This window comes from Kitasatospora sp. NPDC054768 (assembly GCF_053612025.1).
Genome location: NZ_JBSHBN010000124.1, coordinates 1 through 15,268, shown reverse-complemented (window position 1 = coordinate 15,268; position 15,268 = coordinate 1). Strand labels below are relative to the sequence as shown.

The following is a 15,268-nucleotide window of genomic DNA, read 5'->3' as shown; positions in this document are numbered from 1 at the left end:
CCCCGTCCCGGCCGCCCTGGCCACCACGCAACGTCACCACGCGAAACAGGAGTCTCCCGCCATGACCCCGGCCCGCACCACCAGCCGCCGCACCCGACCCCCCGCCAAGAAGACCGCCACCCAGGCCCCGACGAAGGCGCCGAAGACCTACCCGGACACCCCGGCCGAGGTCCCCGAGACCTTCTCGGCGCGGCCGGCCGCCGACCCGGTCCTGGCCGATGCCGCCGACCGCGCCGCCGACGTCCTGGCCCTCGCCGAGGACCAGGCGCTCGCCGTCCTGGCGCACGCCACCGCCACCGCCAGGCGCGACCTGGCGACCGCCGAGCAGTGGGCGGCCGAGGCCGAGCGGCTGCGCGCGGACGCCGCTGCCGAGGCCGAGACGGTCACGCAGCGTGCCGACCGGACGGCCGGGCGGATCATCGACGCGGCCAACCACGACGCCCGGACAATCCGCGAGGAGGCCGAGCAGGCCGCCCGGCAGCGGCGCGAGGAAGCTGACATCGCCGCCCACGCCGAGGCCGACCGGCTGCTGGAGGACGCCACCGAGCGGGCCGGGGCGCTGCTGGTCGAGGCCGAGCAGCGCGCCGCCGCCGTCCGGGCGCGGGCCCGGGAGGACGCCGAGCGGATCGTCGCCGCCGCCGAGGAGCAGGCCCAGGCCATGGCGGCCGGCATCACCGCCGCCGCCGAGGAGCAGGCCGCCAAGGTGCTCGGCGAGGCCGAGCGGGAGGCCTCGACCACCCGCCGCCGGGCCGCCGCCGACCTCGCCGACGTTCAGGACCAGGTCGCCGATGCCCGCCAGGCGCTGGAGCGCACCCGGGCCCGGACCGCTGACGACCGCGCCCAGGCCGAGCACGAGCTGACCGACGCGCGGGAACTCGCCGCGGCCGTTCAGCGCGACGCCGCCGCGGCGGCCGGCCGCACCCTGACCGAGGCCGCGGCCGAGGCCGAGGAGATCCGCAGCCAGGCCGCCGCCACCGCCCGCCGGATCGTCAAGGCGGCCGAGGAGCAGGCCGAGGAGACCCGCCAGGAGGCCGAAGCGACGGCCGGGCGCGTCACCGAGGCCGCCCGAGCCGAGGCCGACACGGTCCGCGAGAACGCCGACGCCGAAACCTGCCGGCTGCTGGAGCAGGCTGAGGCCGAGGCGCAGGCGCTCCGCGAGGAGGGCGCCCAGCAGGCCGCCGACCTGCGCGAGCGCGGCCAGGAGGCCGTGCAGCGGCTGCGCGAGGACGCCCAGGCCGCCATCGACGAGGCCAAGCAGGCCACCGGCGAGCAGCTGCGCCAGGCCAGCTCCGCCCGGGGCAAGGCCGAGGCCGACGTCCAGCGGATCCTCAACACCGCCCGCAAGGAGGCCGAGCAGGTCACCGCCGACGCCCTGGCCGAACTCGCCGAGACCCAGCAGCAGGTCGCCGAGCTGCGCGCCGAGCAGCGCCAGCTGGAGCAGAAGCGGGCCGACCGGAACAAGGGCCGGGTCCGCCGGGCCTGGCGCTGGTGGGAGGCCAACATTCCCATGCTGCTGCCGAAGGTCGCGCTGTGGGCGGGCGTCGCCTACACCGCCGCCGGTGAGCACCACCTCGCGGTGATGGCTGGCATCAACACCTGGCTGGCCTGGCTGTTCCCGGTCGCCGTGGACGTGTGGGTGGTCGCCGCCACCCGCGCCCACGCCAAGGCCCGCACTGAGGAGGAGCGCGAGCGGATCACCTGGGAGGTGGTCGTCGCGCTGGTGGTGATGACGGCCTGCCAGGTGAGTGCGCTGCTCGCCGAGCTGCACATCGTCGGCGTCGAGCCGCGTAACGGACAGTGGCGGGTCAAGTGGGGCCTCGCCGTCCCGCTCGCCATGGTGGTGCCGGTGGTCATCTGGCGGGTGCACGCGCTCATGGGCCACGGCCCCTCCGCTCACGCCACCCCTGCCGCGCAGCCGGACGCGCCCACCGCGCCCACGGACGACGCGAGCGGCGCGCACGAGGGCCCCGGTCCGCGCCCGCCGCACGGCGGCCAGCCGCTGCCCACCGCTCACGGCATCCTGCTCCCCGCGCAGGGCGCACCCGCCGAGCGCTCATATGAGCGCGAGATCACCGCAGGTCGCGGGACGAGTGACGCTCACCGCGCGCTCCCGCCCGCGCACCCGCAGGACGCTGACGCCCGCCCGGCTCCGGCCCTGACCGGCGCCGCGCTCATGTACGCCCGCAAGGCGTGCGTCCGCCCGCTGTACGACGCTCTCGGCCGCCGCCCGCGCGTCGCGGAGATCCACGCCGCGCTCACCGCCAAGGGCCTGCTGACCGGCGACGAGAAGCAGACGCGCAGCACCTGCCAGCGCGTGCGCGACACGGTCGAGGACGCCGAGCCCACACTCCGGCCCGTCGTTCGCTCTGCGTAACCGAGCGCCCAACAAAGCGGCCTCCGGGGTGAAGAAGACACCCCGGAGGCCAGACACCCGAGGGTGCCAGCGGGCCGGCCTCGCCGCCGACCCGCCCCCATCCTCCCGCACCACCCGCCACCCACCGAAACCCGCCCCGAAAGGCACTGCCATGGCCTTGATCGCCATCGAGCGCGACACCCAGATCGCCGCCCAGCGCCGACTGCTCCACGAGCGCAGCGAGACCCTCGCCAACCTCCCGCCCGGCAACCGTGCCCACCACCGCCTCGCCGTCGAGTGCGAGGCCATCAGCGACGAGATCGCCCGCCTCCAGCACTGCCTCAACATCCCGCGTTCCGTCGCCCTGACCGTGCCCGCCCTGATCGCCGTCCTGCTGCTCGCCCTCATCAGCTGACCCCAACACCAAGGAGAACCTCATGCGCTTCGTCTACCTGCTCGGCATGGTCGCCCCCCTCGTCCTCCTGGTCCTGCTGCTCGCCCGCTGACCGCACGACCGGCCTCGCCCCCGGCCCGCACCGCCCGCCCGGCACCCAGCCCGGCGGGCGGCGCGCATCCGGGGACGAGGGCCGGCTGACCGGCCGACACCACTACTCGGAAGGACACCACCGTGCGCACCAAGAAGGCCCTCACCTACTACCTGGCCACCCGCCCGGACGGCACCGTGCTGACCCACGCCACCGGCCCCACCCCGATCCCCCTGCTCTCCACCACCGCCGACGGGATCGTCCACCACCCCACCCCCGGCGAGCCCGGCCACTGGTACGGCGGCGGCCACTTCATCCTGACCACCGCCCCCGGCGAAGCCCTGCACCGCCTGTGGACGTGGCCGGTACGGCTGTTCACCGTCGAGCCGGTCGGGGAGAGCGAGCGGGGCGGCCGCTACGCCGGCCACACGCTCATGACCCGCGCCCTGCGCGTGGTGGAGGAGACCGACGCCCACAAAGTGTTCGGCCCCCGCGGCCGCCAGGTCCTGGAACACCTCGACGCCGTCCCCGGCCTCGCCCGGCGGTGGGCCGCCGACTGGGCCACCGACCCGGACGGCAAGCGGGAGGCATACGAGACGTGGCGGCTGTGCACCCACCACGAGCACACCAGCGGCAGGCACGCCGTCTGCCACGCCGGAGCCGCTGCCGGCCGTTCCCACCGCGAGGCCGCCGACACCACGGCGGAGCGCATCGCCATCCGGCGCGCCATCGACGCCGCCGAGGCGGCCGGAGCCGACCGCGGGGCCGTCCACTACGCCGCCATGCGTGCCTCCCACACCACCAGTGCCGTGCTCCTGGAGGACCGGCTCTCCGAGTACATCCTCACCGCCCTGCGCGGCACCACCCTCGACCTGCACCCGACCGCCACCAGCCACTGACCGGAAGGAGACCCGGACGACCGGCCTCGCCCCCGGCCGCACCGGCCGGTGGGCGGTACCGCGTCCGGGGACAGGGGCCGGCCGCCCGGCCGGCACCAACCCGACCAAGGGACACCACGATGCAGCCCCTAGTCCAGCCCCACACCACCCCCGCCCCGGCCGAGCTGATGCACGACATCGACACCGCCCCGCTGGACGCCCTCGGCGACGGCCGGCTGATGACCGCGGCCGGCGCCTGGCTCGCCCTCCAGCACCGCCAGGCCGCCTCCGAGCCGACCACCAAGGCGCTCCCGCCCGCCCACAGCTGACACCCCGCCCGCCCGGGTGCCGCGCCGACCGCAACGGCACCCGGGCCCACCACCCCGATCCGAAAGGCCCGCCCGTGAACCCCACCACCTTCGTCCCCGTCCCCGGTTCGCTGATCGTCCTGGTCGGCGGATCCGGCGCCGGGAAGACCACTTTCGCCACCCGCTGGCCGGCGACCTGGCGCCTGAGCCTGGACGCCTACCGGGCGATGGCGACCGACTCCGAGGCCGACCAGTCCGCGACCCCGACCGCCGACCAGGTCCAGACGCTGCTGCTCGACGCCCGCCTCTCGCGCAACCTCACCACCGTGGTCGACTCGACCGCACTCCTGCCTCATGTCAGGTCCGGCCTGCTCGCCCGCGCCCGCTACTGGCAGCGGCCGTGCTCGGCCCTGCTGTTCGAGGTCCCCCTGGAGCGCCGCCGCGAACTCAACGCCGGCCGCGAGCGCGTCGTCCCGGACCACGTCCTCGTCGACCAGGAACTCCAGGTGCCCACCCGCGAGCAGCTGCTCGCCGAGGGCTTCGTCCGCGTCGACCGCGTCACCGTCGACCCGGCCGTGCACGCGACCGACCTCGACCCCACCCGCGAGCACCGCGACGGCCTCGCCCGCGCAGCCCAGACCTGACCAGCCGCAGCCTCGCCGCCCGCCCCGGACCGCCACAGTGCGCACCGACCCACCCCCGGCCCGGCCGCCGACGGGCGGTTCGGCGCGCGCCGCGGCCGCCCGGCCGACCCCACGACAACGAGGAGGACTTCGTTGACCACCGAGACCACCCCCAGCACGCCGACCGCCGAGCAGGACACCGGGAACACCGCGGCGGTGGCCGTGCTCGGCCTGGCCGCCGCCGACCTGGCCCGGATCCTGGAACAGACCGCGCCGCACCGCGGCGACCACGAGTACTGGCCGCGCCTGGCCGTCACCCGCCTCGACGCCGACAACCGCCACCTGCACGCCGTCGCGACCGACCGCTTCACCATCGCCGTCGCCCGCGCCGCCACGACCACCGTCACCGAGGGTCGGCCGTGGGCGGCGTCCGTGAACGCGGACGACGCCGGGATGCTGGCCGCCTGGGCCCGCAGCCGCGGCCACGACGAGCACGTCCGCCTGGTCATGGACAGCCAGAGCCTGGAAGCCTCCACCCTCACCAGCCGGCTCAAGGTGCCCGTCACCACCGGCGCCTACGTCATCCAGTGGCGACCCCTCCTGCGCGAGCACCTGGAGCAGCCGCCCACGCCGATGGACCTGACCGGCCTGGACACCCAGTACCTGCGCCGCTGGGAACATGCCGGAAACCACCTCGCGTTCGCCCAGGCCGGACCCGAGCACCCGCTGCTCGTGTCCGGCGAGGACTTCATCGGCCTGCAGATGCCGGTGCGCCACCGCGACGCCGCCACCCGCGAGACGCTCGCCGCCGACTGGACCACCCCCACTACCGGGACCAACCCCGGCACGGCACCCACGCTTCCGCTGCCCGACCCGGACCAGACCGTCGCCCGAATGACCGGCGACCTTCTCAAGCGCGTGCTGCTCTCCACCCAGGACCTCATCCACGCGCCGCTCGACGACCACCACGCCACGGCCGTCCACGCCAGCGCCGCCGCCTACGCCTGGATCGGCCACCGGGCGCTCCAGGCCCTGGCGCAGACCGACCCGCGCCTGGCCGACCGCCTCGTCGTGGACCTGCACCAGGAACTGGACGCCGGCGACTACTCGGAGACGGCCTTCGACGAGGCCATCCAGGCCGGTCACGACCCCCAGGCGTGGATCGACACCTACCACGCCCGCCGCGACGGCGCCGAGCAGCCCGCGACCGAACCCGCCGGGCAGGCCAAGTGAGCACCCGCGCCACGGCCGGCCACGCCCAACGCCTGCACACCCTCCTGGACAGGCTGCCCCGCCGCCTGCGGATCGGCCGCTGGGAGGTGATGGCCGGCCCGTACGACCTGTTCATCGAGCACCACCCCAAGCCCGGCTGCACCACCTGCCAGGACCACCGCGGCTGGTACTGCGAAGACGGCTGGGAGTACTGCGACTGCATGACCGGCTTCTCCTCCTGGCGCCTGCCCTGGCGCCCCGCCCCGACCCGTCCCTACAGCGACGAACCGCCCTTCTGACCAGCCGCCACACCGCAGGCGCGCAGGCCTTCGCCGACCGCCGGGCCGCAGAGCCCGATAGCAGCGCGAACGCGCATCGGCGCGGAGCGACGGCGGCGGGCCGTCCCCACGGCTATTGGGGGCGGCCCGCCGCCGTCATCCTCCCCCACCACATCCAGCCTCCACACCCGCCACGGCAGCCGAGGCGGCACCTCGGGCCGGAACCAAGCCGTCTTCGACCCACTCCGGCACCACATCGAGTGCTGACACTCCACCGGCCCGGCCGCGCCGCCAACCGGCACAGCCGGACCACCCCCACCCCGAACCACCACCCGACAAGAGGAGAGCACTTGACCGTCATCCCGCTCGACCCCGGCTCCCCGGCCAGTCACGCCGTGGGCATCGACTTCGACCTCACCGTCGTAGCGCACCGAAACGGCTGGCAGGACGGGCGCATCTACGGCGACCCGATCCCCGGCGCCCTCGACGCCCTGCGCCAGCTGATGGCATGCCGCTCCGTCTTCTGCGTCACCGCCCGCCACCGCCGTTACCACCCCGCCGTAGCGGCCTGGTTCATCCGCCACGGCATCCCCGCGGTCGTCGACGAGGACCCTGACCGCGCCTACTGGCTCGGCGACGGCGAACGGCTGCTCGTCACGAACAAGAAGTTGGGCGCGGCCCTCTACATCGACGACCGCGCGCTCGCCTTCACCGGCGACTGGGCCGCAGCCCTCCCAGAGGCGCTGCGCCGTATCGGCGAGCTGCCCGCACCGGCGGCGCAGCCCGCCGCCGATGTCCCTGCGCTGACGATCCGCCAGCCCTGGCTGGCTGCGACACCGGCTGCTGCCGACCCTGGGGCCTGCCCGGCCTGTGGCACTGGACCCTCGCCGACGTCCAGGCCCTCGCCGACCCCATCCCCGCCGCTGGCCGCCTCGGCCTCTGGCGACTCGACCCCGGCCAGCACGCCCTGATCCACCGCCGGTCCGCCGCCCGGCCCGCCCTCGTCCACCACTGACCGGCCCCGCCCCGGCCGGGCGCCCAGCCCCGCCCCGGCCGGGCCCTGCGTACCGCCCTGACACGGCCGCCTGGCCGAACGCACCACCCAACTGACAGGAGAGCCGAGATGACCGAAACCTTCGAGCCCATCCGCTACACCGCTGACGTGGTCGCCACCACGCCGGACGGCCGCGTCCTGCTGGTCGAGCGGGGCTGGCCGCCCCACGAGGGCGCCTGGGCGCTGCCGGGCGGTCACGTGGACTTCGGCGAGACGAGCCGGCAGGCGGCCGCCCGGGAACTGGGCGAGGAGACCGGCGTGCGGGTGGACGCCGCGGACCTGCTCCAGCTCGGCGCCTGGGACGAGCCCGGCCGCGACCCGCGTGGCCGGTACGTGACCGTCGCCTACCTCGCCGTCGTCCCCGCCGACACCCCGATCACCGCCGGGGACGACGCCCGCACCGCCCGCTGGTGGCCGTTCGACTCCCTCCCAAAGCAGCTGGCGTTCGACCACGCCGCCATCCTCGCCACGGCCCTCCGAGGTGAGCCCGCCAGCACCGATCCCACCGGCACCGCGGCTTGACCGGGCACTGACGCCGCGCACCACCGCGCCCGCCGCCCTCGCCACCCAGGCCAGGGACGGCGGGCGCGGTGGTGCGCGGCGCGGCCGCCCGGCCGGCACCCGACTTCGCACCAGGGAGAGCACGCCCATGGCCACCACCCGCACCCTCACCGCTGCCACCACCGGCGCGACCACCGTCGACCTGTCCCTGCGCGGCATCCACGGCCGGGTCGACGTCCAGGCCGTTCCCGGCCTCGACACCGCCGAGATCACCATCAGCACCACCGACGACACCGGCGAGGCCGCCGACGCCGTCACCAACGCCGACCTGCGATGGGACCCGCGCGGCGCTCTCGTCGCCCACGTCCAGGGCCAGGGCACCGGCGGCGGCACGACCACCATCGTCACCCGCTCCGGACGTACCATCACGATGCAGGGCGTCGGCACCGTGTACGGCTCGGTGACCGGCATGGTCATCGACGGCGGCCTGACCATCGTGGGCGGCCGGGTCGTCGGCGGCCGCGGTGCCACCCTGGTCCAGAGCCCCGCCCCCGTCGTCGTCACCGCCCGGGTCCCGGAGGACAGCGCCGTCATCGGCCGCACGCAGTCCGCCGACCTGACCACCACCGGCCGCCTGACCGCCGTCGCCGCGACCACCCAGTCCGGCGACGTGTCCGTCGGCACGGCCAGCACCGTCAGCGCCCGCACCCAGTCCGGCGACGTCGTCCTGGAACGCGCCGTCACCGCCGAGGTGCACACGATGTCCGGCGACATCCGCGCGAGCTGGCTGGGCGCGAGCGCCGACCTGCAGACCATGTCGGGCGACATCCGGGCGTACGCGGCGAACCCCGGCGCCGTGACCGCCGGCTCCATGTCCGGCGACGTCACCGTCACCGCCTCCCCCGACGCCCCGGCCGGTGGACCGGACGTCCGCGCCACGTCCATGACCGGCCGAGTCTCCATCCCGCGCTGACGCCGTACCAAGCGCCCACCTCCCCGCCGCCCCGCGCCCACCCGGCCGCGGGGCGGCGGCACACCGTGACCGACACCGGATCCCGATCCGCCACACCCGAAGAAGAGAACCATGAAGCTGACCATCGTCGTCCAGAACCTGCAACGCGGAGGCCTGCGCGCCGGCGACGGCACCCCCGACGACCGCTGGCCGCAGCTCGCCAAGCGGATCAGCAGCGTCGAGCCCGACCTAGTGCTCCTCCAGGAAGCCGAAGGCTGGACCGAAATTGGACACCGCCAGCTCGTCCGCGCCGAGCAAGACCTCGGCCTGGAGGCGCTCCTCGCCCCCACCCGCAGCGGCCGCGGCACCACACTCCTCTACCGCCGCGAAACCCTCGGCCGCCGCACCAGCTGGACCACCGACTACACCGCCGACGAAACCCACCACGGCTTCGGCACCGCCGGCTTCACCATCCCCGGCCTGCCCGCCCCACTCGCGGTCACCAGCGTCCACCTCACCCCGTACAGCGCCGACAAGGCCATCGCCGAAGCCGACTTCGCCGCCAGCCGCACCTACCGCCACGGCCCCTACGGCATCCTCGGCGGCGACATCAACTACCCGCCCCTCGCCGGCCCCGCCCCCGCCTGGCACCGCATGCGCCCCTACAACCGCGGCTCCCGCACCCTGCTCACCGACCCGGCCCTCGACCAGCAACCCACCCCCGACCGGCGCGTCGCCTGGAAACTCGCCGCCAACGGCCTGACCGACGTCGCCTGGCACCTCCACCAGCAGACCGGCGACAACGACCTGCTGCGCCGCACCGGCAACGACGACCGGATCGACCAGCTCTGGGTCTCCGCCCCGCTCGTCCCGGCCATCGAGTCCTACACCCTGCTCGACACCCCACGCGGCGCCAGCGACCACCACGGCCTGGCCGTCACCCTCGACACCGACCGCATCGACACCACCCGCTCGTGGACCTACCAGTGACCGCCCGCAGCCCACACCCCGCCCGGCCCGCAGACTTCGATCCCCGCACCAGGCACTGACGCTGCCCGCCGCGACACCCCACCCGCCGAACCGGCCAGGCCCGGCGGAGGGGTGCCGCGGCGAGCGGCGCGGCCGCCCGGCCGGCCCCCGACCCCGGAGACATCCCCATGAACGCCACCCGAATCGCCCGCTTCGCCGCCGCCTACGCCCTGCTCCGGTCCGGCGCGGACGTCGGCGACCACTGGGTTAACGCGGCACCCGCCGTGTCCACCAACTCCTGCGTCTCGGTGGAGGTGGCCCGATGACCACCATCGACCAGGCCGTCACCCTCGCCTCGTTCGGCGCGGTATGGGCAGTACTCGCGGTCGGCCACAACCTCGCGGACCACGTGATCGGGCAGACCGACCACCAGGCCCGCCACAAGGCGGCCCCCACGGCGGCCGAGGTCGCCGACGGAGCCAGCCCGAGGCGGGGCTGGGGAGCGTGCCTCGGTCACGTGGCCCAGTACCACGTGGTGATGGCCGTGATGCTGGCCCTGACCTGGGTCGTCCTCCCGCTTCAGATGTCGTGGATCGGCCTTGCGACAGGGCTCGCCGTCTCGACGGTGACCCACGCCTTCTTCGACCGCCGATGGCCGGTCCGCTGGCTCCTGGAGCACATCGGTTCCAAGGGGTTCGCGGAGCTCAAGGCGGCCGGAATGAACGGTATGTACTTGACCGACCAGGCCCTGCACCAGACCGCGCTCCTCGTGGCAGCCCTGCTGATCACCCGCCTGTAGGGAAGGACGAAGTGAGACACGCCAACAAAGCAGCGACAAACCTCGTCCAGTCCGACCACTGCGCCCGCACCAAGGGCGCCACCGACGCCGCCCCCGTCACCGGCGACGACGGCACCGTCCACGGCACCGCCGCCGGCCGCCGCGCCTGCGCCCTGCACGTTCTGACCTACTCGGCCACCCAGGCCGCCGCCCTCCTCCTCGGCGCCCGCGCACTCGGCCTGCGCCTGCGCCCCGGCCAGCTCGCGGCCGCCCTCACGATCAGCGGGTTGACGCACTACGCCATCGACAGGCGAGTGCCCGGTGGCCTTCTCCAGCGGTTCGCCGACGCCACGGGCAAGGGGAACTTCTACCGGCTCGCCGACCACGGCATCAACGGCGCGGCCCGCATGGATGCCGCCTGCCACCACGCCTTCGAAACCCTCGCCGCCGCCGTCCTCGCCCACTGATCGGCCAGCAACTTGCCCCGTCGAACACGAGAAGGCCCACACCCTCGCGAGGTGTGGGCCTTCTCGTGTTTGGGCCGCTGCCGAGGCCGCCGCCGACTCCGGGGAGGCGGCCTTGATCTCCACCTCGATCCCCACCGACGACGACAACGCCTCGATCAGGTCGCGGACCATCGCGCTCGCCACCGGCCGCCTCCAGGACCTCGCGGACGTCGCCGCCGTCCACCGGCGCTACGGTCGATGGAGCGGCTGGCCCCCATCCACTGCACCGACCAGCCGGAGGAACCGTGAACACCGACACCACCTTCGGCAGGGAGAGCAATCCATGAGCACCCAGCACATCTCCGTCACCATCACCGGCGGCGAGGCCACCCGGACCACCGCCCTCATCGCCGCCGTCTGAACCCCGCCACGACGAAGGCCCGCACCCCAGCCCTTGGGGTGCGGGCCTTCGGCATGTCACCGGGGTGGATGCTTCTCCCAGTGTTCCTTGAGCCGGATGGCCTTGGCCCGCCCGCGCTGGTGCTCGTCCGGCTTCTCCCGGCCGGCGAGCCGGGCCTGCAAGTCGGCCCCGAGAAGGTAGGTCAGGGTCCTCAACGCCGACGGTGAACTGGTCATCTCCAAGAGCTCGTGAATGCGGCGCAAGGCCTCAAGCTCAGAAGCGCGCATAGGAACGTCCACCCACCGCTCTGCCGGCGCGTCGGTCATCGCAGCCACGACCTGGCGGCTGACGATCAGGTCGCGCTCAAGCGCGTGGTGGTACTTCCAGGAAACAGGCCGGACGATGGGTGTGCCGAACAGTGTTGTGGGCACGTAGGACTTCAGCCGGTCCATGACCTCCTGCGGGTTCTGGCCCTCGGATCGGTAGTAGGGGCGCTCCGGACTGCCTGCGGAGGAGTGATCCAGCAGCAGCTCCGACACGAACCGGATGACTCTTTCGGGAGTAGGCGCGAGCCCGGCGCCGAGCCACCGCATGCTGGCCCTGTGCTCGGTGTTGCCGACTCCGGGTCCGTCGATGCCGAAGTACCAGCCGGACGTTGCTTCCCAAGTCAGCTCGCATGCCTTGCCTGGAACGACCCGTTGGCAGAACGCCTCCCCGAGTGACAGTGTCGCCGTGGCATCCTCGAAGACCTCTACGTCGGGGCCTCCGTCATCTGGCGGCTCGAGGAACGTCTGGGGGCCGGAGACACCGATGATGCTGACCGACAAGCCGTCAGCGATGAGGGCCTCGGCTACCGCGGCGGCATAGTGCCCCGCGTACCTCTCGAAGGTCTCGGCCTCTGTCTCCGGAGCGTTCCGTGCACTCATCTCTTCTCCCCTTCAAGAAGCTTCGGACTCATACTCTGCCGCCCCGATCGCACCCACGAGCTGTGTTCCGCCGAACTTCCCGGACCTGCTCTACTCTGCCGGATACGGGACAGGCCCCGGCATGACAACGCCCTTTCGAGAACCAGGTCACGGACACGACGAAGGCCCGCACCCGAGCGCCGGGGTGCGGGCCTTCGTCATTCTCGAACTAGACAGCCACGTCGTTCTGCGCTGGATCCAGGTCATCGACCAGGAGGGCGGCCAGAGTGGTTCGGTGGTCAGCCGGCATGTGCTCTCGGAGCAACCTGTAGACCGCTGCCGGGTCGTCCCACACCGGGATCAGTGTTGTCAGAGCTCGCGGAGCTTCGCCCGCCGGGCCGTTAACGGCGTTAACGGTGGGGTGCTCCACTTCCGCCGCCGCGTTGCTCGCCGACGGGGTATTAACGGCGTTAACGGTCGGAGTCGGCTCCCGCGTGGCGAGCTCCCGACGAGGTGCCCGCTGCCGGGGAGTGTTAACGGCGTTAATAGCCTCTGCCGCAGCTGACGCCTGCTGCTCCTTGGGCATCCGGCCAATGCGGCGGGCCGGTTGCACCTTCAGTTCTCCGCTCTCCACCCTCTCCTGAAGATCGGGTGTGAGCTCCAGGAGCGCGAGGCGTTGGGAGACCCAGGCCGCCGTCTTACCCAGGCGCTTCGCCACCTTCCCCTGCGAGCCGTGAACCTTCACGAGCTCTTGGATGGCCTTCGCCTGGTCCAACGGGGGAACGTCCACCCGGTGCACGTTGGCGATCAGCGCGCTCTCCAACAGGTCTGCTGCGCTCGCTGCGAGGTCGTCGTTGACGTCGATCCGCAGTTCCGCGAGCCCCGCAAGGTGTGCTGCGGCCAGGCGGCGGTTGCCGTCGATGACGACGTACTCGGCCTCGTCCAGCTTCTCCTCAAGGCCCGGGTGAGAGGCCAGGAACGCTGCCCGCCGGACCACGGCGACGCGCTGAATCTGCCCCTTCTGCCTGAGCGACTCGGCGGTCTCTTCAAGCTCGGTGAGTTTGTCGCGCGGGTTGAACGGGTTGTGGGCGAGCAGCCCCAGTTCGACTGACGTCGGGGGGAGACGTCCCTCGCCGTTCATGATCTGCTGGCGTGTCCGGACACGGCGGGGGCCGGGGGCGTCGTCCTGACCGCTGTCGCCGATGCTGAACCCGCGGGTGACCCGCTGGGTAGGGGGCGTCATACGGCAAGCTCCTTCGCCAAGTCGCGCATCACCTGCGCGTGTTCACTGTTCGGCGCGTACTCCAGCAGGGGGATCTCGCCGTCTGCGGCCTCCCGGCCTTCCTTCAGGTCACCGATGACAGCCAGAACGGCGGGCGAGCTGCTCTTCTCCCACTGGTCCTTGTTTTCCTGCACGAGCTTTCCGCGGCGGCTGTCGTACGCGTTGATGATCAGCCCGAGGTAATCGACCTGGATGCGGCCCTTGCGGCACAGGTCGTCCATCTGGGACTTGAGCAGGCGGAACGCGCGGTGGGAGGCCTTGTTTGCCCAGACCGGGGTGATGACGCCGGAGCGGTCGGCGAGTTCGCCTTCGCGGCGCCGCACGTAGTAGAGCGCGGTGTCCATGTTGAGTCCCAGGCTGGGCGGCCCGTCGATGATGATGAAGTCGTAGTCCGCTTCCAGCGGCTCTAGGGCGCGCTCCAGCGCGGCCTCGCTGAAACTGACCTTCGACAGTGCGATGTCGCGCAGGAACGCGTCGTCCGCCGCAGGCAGCAGATGCAGCCGCTCGCCGAAGCGGGCACCGTCGAGGGACACCAGCAGGTCGTGGATGTCCCCCCGTGCGGTCCCGTCCATGTGCATCATCAGTGTCTCGGCGCCGTCTTCGTACATGAGCTCCTCGAAGCCCAGCTCGGCGGTGAGGTGGCCCTGCGGGTCGTAGTCGACCAGGAGCACGCGACGGCCGGCCTCCGCCAGCGCCTGGGCGATGCCGGACGAGATGAAGGTCTTGCCCACCCCGCCCTTCTGGTTCGCCACTATGACGCGAACGACGGGCTGGGCGACCAGTGGCGTAGACGGCGACGGGTGCTTCTCCAGCCACAGCGTCAGTGCCTGGGCCAGCCCCTGCACGTAGGTGATCTCGCGGTCGTTGCACGCGCCCTTGAACCGGTCGGCCTCGCCGACAGGCAGGAACGTCCCCCACGTCTTCGCGCCGTCGGTGTTCACCGTCGGGAGATCCGAAGCCTCGTACCAATCGCGGATCGCGTACTCGGCCGCGTCCTGAATATCCAGTCCATGCTCAAATGCACGGATCTTCAGCTGGCGTCTCAGCTGCGGGGGGAGAGAAGTGATTAGCTTCTCCCGTTTCAAACTGGCCGTAGGGCTGCTCATAAGACCAAACATTACTAGGTCACCTCGTTAGTGCTGCCGCACCACCCCGGAGCGCGCAACCACTCCGCCGCCGAGCCGGATACTGAGCTCTCCGCCAGGGCATAGTCAGCCCGGACACATCAGGGGAAGGAGACCAGTACGGTGTCGTGGCGAGATGCGGTACAGCCGGCGTTGCGGGTGATGTTGCAGGGGGAGGCCTACCCGGACCCGTACCTGGAGCTGCTGCGCGTCGGGGCGGAACATCGGGAGGTCGCCGAGGCCGTCGTCGTGACGTTGGCGGTGGAGGGGGCGCTCGTCACGGGGACCGTGATTCCGGCCGGGGCGTGGGAGGACCTGTACTTCCGTCAGATCGGGGAAGCGGACTACTACGGCCTGCGGAAGGTCGTGCGGGAGGTGTTCGGGCACCTGGACCAGGCCGCCGAGGACGGGCGCCGCCGGCGGGCGCCGGATCCGCGTTTCCTGCATCTGAAGGACGTCACCGTCCGCTCCGGCCGAACAGCCCGGAGGCTGCCGGCCTGGCGCGGACCGATCGCGGCGGTCAGCGGCTGGGGCCTGGGCGAGCCGGACGAGCGCTGAGGCAGCGTCGCCCGCACACCCGGCAGGAGAAGGGCGTCGTGCGGGCGGTCGCCGGGTGCCGGCAGTCTGCCGTGGAGGCTGGCATCCGGCGGCAACTGGTGGATTGGCGGTCGGGCAGGTGGATGGCGGGCGGCTCGGCTGGCCCGGGGTGGGACCCGGGCC

General features: G+C 72.9%; 19 protein-coding genes. 16 read left to right on the top strand and 3 right to left on the bottom strand.

Annotated elements, in window-relative coordinates:
- The first annotated feature begins 61 nt into the window (after positions 1 to 61).
- The 15 genes from ACWGKU_RS29395 to ACWGKU_RS29325 all read left to right on the top strand — a co-directional run bounded on the left by ACWGKU_RS29395 (position 62) and on the right by ACWGKU_RS29325 (position 11,258).
- Positions 62 to 2,374, top strand: coding sequence for a hypothetical protein (locus ACWGKU_RS29395; RefSeq protein WP_452178728.1), 2,313 nt, complete (start codon positions 62 to 64; stop codon positions 2,372 to 2,374).
- A gap of 151 nt (positions 2,375 to 2,525) precedes the next feature.
- On the top strand, positions 2,526 to 2,768 hold the full coding sequence (locus ACWGKU_RS29390) for a hypothetical protein (RefSeq protein WP_452178729.1): 243 nt from the start codon (positions 2,526 to 2,528) through the stop codon (positions 2,766 to 2,768).
- Between the two features lie 213 nt (positions 2,769 to 2,981).
- Complete coding sequence (locus ACWGKU_RS29385; protein WP_452178730.1) at positions 2,982 to 3,737, top strand: hypothetical protein; 756 nt, start codon at positions 2,982 to 2,984, stop codon at positions 3,735 to 3,737.
- Positions 3,738 to 3,856: 119 nt separating this feature from the next.
- The gene (locus ACWGKU_RS29380; protein WP_452178731.1) at positions 3,857 to 4,045 is read left to right on the top strand and encodes a hypothetical protein; all 189 of its coding nucleotides are present in this window, start codon (positions 3,857 to 3,859) and stop codon (positions 4,043 to 4,045) included.
- Positions 4,046 to 4,119: 74 nt separating this feature from the next.
- Complete coding sequence (locus ACWGKU_RS29375; RefSeq protein WP_452178732.1) at positions 4,120 to 4,668, top strand: AAA family ATPase; 549 nt, start codon at positions 4,120 to 4,122, stop codon at positions 4,666 to 4,668.
- Positions 4,669 to 4,800: 132 nt separating this feature from the next.
- Positions 4,801 to 5,880: a hypothetical protein gene (locus ACWGKU_RS29370; protein ID WP_452178733.1), complete on the top strand. Its 1,080-nt coding sequence runs from the start codon at positions 4,801 to 4,803 to the stop codon at positions 5,878 to 5,880.
- The gene (locus tag ACWGKU_RS29365) at positions 5,877 to 6,158 is read left to right on the top strand and encodes a hypothetical protein (RefSeq protein WP_452178734.1); all 282 of its coding nucleotides are present in this window, start codon (positions 5,877 to 5,879) and stop codon (positions 6,156 to 6,158) included. Before ACWGKU_RS29370 ends, ACWGKU_RS29365 begins: the two co-directional genes overlap by 4 nt.
- Before the next feature lie 329 nt (positions 6,159 to 6,487).
- Entirely contained in the window at positions 6,488 to 7,108 is a 621-nt protein-coding gene (locus tag ACWGKU_RS29360; RefSeq protein ID WP_452178735.1) for a hypothetical protein, read from the top strand.
- Between the two features lie 152 nt (positions 7,109 to 7,260).
- Complete coding sequence (locus ACWGKU_RS29355; protein ID WP_452178736.1) at positions 7,261 to 7,713, top strand: NUDIX domain-containing protein; 453 nt, start codon at positions 7,261 to 7,263, stop codon at positions 7,711 to 7,713.
- A gap of 127 nt (positions 7,714 to 7,840) precedes the next feature.
- Positions 7,841 to 8,665, top strand: coding sequence for a DUF4097 family beta strand repeat-containing protein (locus tag ACWGKU_RS29350; RefSeq protein WP_452178737.1), 825 nt, complete (start codon positions 7,841 to 7,843; stop codon positions 8,663 to 8,665).
- Positions 8,666 to 8,776: 111 nt separating this feature from the next.
- Complete coding sequence (locus ACWGKU_RS29345; protein ID WP_452178738.1) at positions 8,777 to 9,634, top strand: endonuclease/exonuclease/phosphatase family protein; 858 nt, start codon at positions 8,777 to 8,779, stop codon at positions 9,632 to 9,634.
- 167 nt (positions 9,635 to 9,801) lie between these two features.
- A complete protein-coding gene (locus ACWGKU_RS29340) occupies positions 9,802 to 9,939 on the top strand; it encodes a hypothetical protein (protein ID WP_452178739.1) in 138 nt (45 codons plus the stop codon).
- Positions 9,936 to 10,412 carry a DUF3307 domain-containing protein gene (locus ACWGKU_RS29335; RefSeq protein ID WP_452178740.1) on the top strand — a complete coding sequence of 159 codons (477 nt, stop codon included), beginning with the start codon at positions 9,936 to 9,938 and terminating at the stop codon, positions 10,410 to 10,412. Before ACWGKU_RS29340 ends, ACWGKU_RS29335 begins: the two co-directional genes overlap by 4 nt.
- 11 nt (positions 10,413 to 10,423) lie before the next feature.
- Positions 10,424 to 10,858 carry a hypothetical protein gene (locus ACWGKU_RS29330; protein ID WP_452178741.1) on the top strand — a complete coding sequence of 145 codons (435 nt, stop codon included), beginning with the start codon at positions 10,424 to 10,426 and terminating at the stop codon, positions 10,856 to 10,858.
- 112 nt (positions 10,859 to 10,970) lie between these two features.
- Positions 10,971 to 11,258 carry a hypothetical protein gene (locus ACWGKU_RS29325; protein WP_452178742.1) on the top strand — a complete coding sequence of 96 codons (288 nt, stop codon included), beginning with the start codon at positions 10,971 to 10,973 and terminating at the stop codon, positions 11,256 to 11,258.
- Positions 11,259 to 11,314: 56 nt separating this feature from the next.
- Here the strand turns inward: ACWGKU_RS29325 and ACWGKU_RS29320 are convergent, their stop codons facing one another.
- The 3 genes from ACWGKU_RS29320 to ACWGKU_RS29310 form a co-directional block, all read right to left on the bottom strand.
- Positions 11,315 to 12,163, bottom strand: a complete 849-nt coding sequence (locus ACWGKU_RS29320) for a DUF6292 family protein (protein ID WP_452178743.1) — start codon at positions 12,161 to 12,163, stop codon at positions 11,315 to 11,317.
- A 208-nt stretch (positions 12,164 to 12,371) separates the two neighbouring features.
- Positions 12,372 to 13,385, bottom strand: coding sequence for a ParB/RepB/Spo0J family partition protein (locus ACWGKU_RS29315; protein ID WP_452178744.1), 1,014 nt, complete (start codon positions 13,383 to 13,385; stop codon positions 12,372 to 12,374).
- Complete coding sequence (locus ACWGKU_RS29310) at positions 13,382 to 14,530, bottom strand: ParA family protein (protein ID WP_452178745.1); 1,149 nt, start codon at positions 14,528 to 14,530, stop codon at positions 13,382 to 13,384. Before ACWGKU_RS29310 ends, ACWGKU_RS29315 begins: the two co-directional genes overlap by 4 nt.
- Before the next feature lie 141 nt (positions 14,531 to 14,671).
- Here ACWGKU_RS29310 and ACWGKU_RS29305 point away from each other — a divergent pair, with 141 nt between their 5' ends.
- Complete coding sequence (locus tag ACWGKU_RS29305) at positions 14,672 to 15,106, top strand: hypothetical protein (protein WP_452178746.1); 435 nt, start codon at positions 14,672 to 14,674, stop codon at positions 15,104 to 15,106.
- The last annotated feature ends 162 nt before the right edge of the window (positions 15,107 to 15,268 follow it).

Excerpts from the sequence above, each read along its gene's own strand:
- ACWGKU_RS29395 (WP_452178728.1), top strand. The coding sequence starts at position 62 with ATGACCCCGGCCCGCACCACCAGCCGCCGCACCCGACCCCCCGCCAAG.
- ACWGKU_RS29390 (WP_452178729.1), top strand. The coding sequence starts at position 2,526 with ATGGCCTTGATCGCCATCGAGCGCGACACCCAGATCGCCGCCCAGCGC.
- ACWGKU_RS29380 (WP_452178731.1), top strand. The coding sequence starts at position 3,857 with ATGCAGCCCCTAGTCCAGCCCCACACCACCCCCGCCCCGGCCGAGCTG.
- ACWGKU_RS29355 (WP_452178736.1), top strand. The coding sequence starts at position 7,261 with ATGACCGAAACCTTCGAGCCCATCCGCTACACCGCTGACGTGGTCGCC.
- ACWGKU_RS29350 (WP_452178737.1), top strand. The coding sequence starts at position 7,841 with ATGGCCACCACCCGCACCCTCACCGCTGCCACCACCGGCGCGACCACC.
- ACWGKU_RS29345 (WP_452178738.1), top strand. The coding sequence starts at position 8,777 with ATGAAGCTGACCATCGTCGTCCAGAACCTGCAACGCGGAGGCCTGCGC.
- ACWGKU_RS29340 (WP_452178739.1), top strand. The coding sequence starts at position 9,802 with ATGAACGCCACCCGAATCGCCCGCTTCGCCGCCGCCTACGCCCTGCTC.
- ACWGKU_RS29335 (WP_452178740.1), top strand. The coding sequence starts at position 9,936 with ATGACCACCATCGACCAGGCCGTCACCCTCGCCTCGTTCGGCGCGGTA.
- ACWGKU_RS29320 (WP_452178743.1), bottom strand. The coding sequence starts at position 12,163 with ATGAGTGCACGGAACGCTCCGGAGACAGAGGCCGAGACCTTCGAGAGG.
- ACWGKU_RS29315 (WP_452178744.1), bottom strand. The coding sequence starts at position 13,385 with ATGACGCCCCCTACCCAGCGGGTCACCCGCGGGTTCAGCATCGGCGAC.
- ACWGKU_RS29310 (WP_452178745.1), bottom strand. The coding sequence starts at position 14,530 with ATGAGCAGCCCTACGGCCAGTTTGAAACGGGAGAAGCTAATCACTTCT.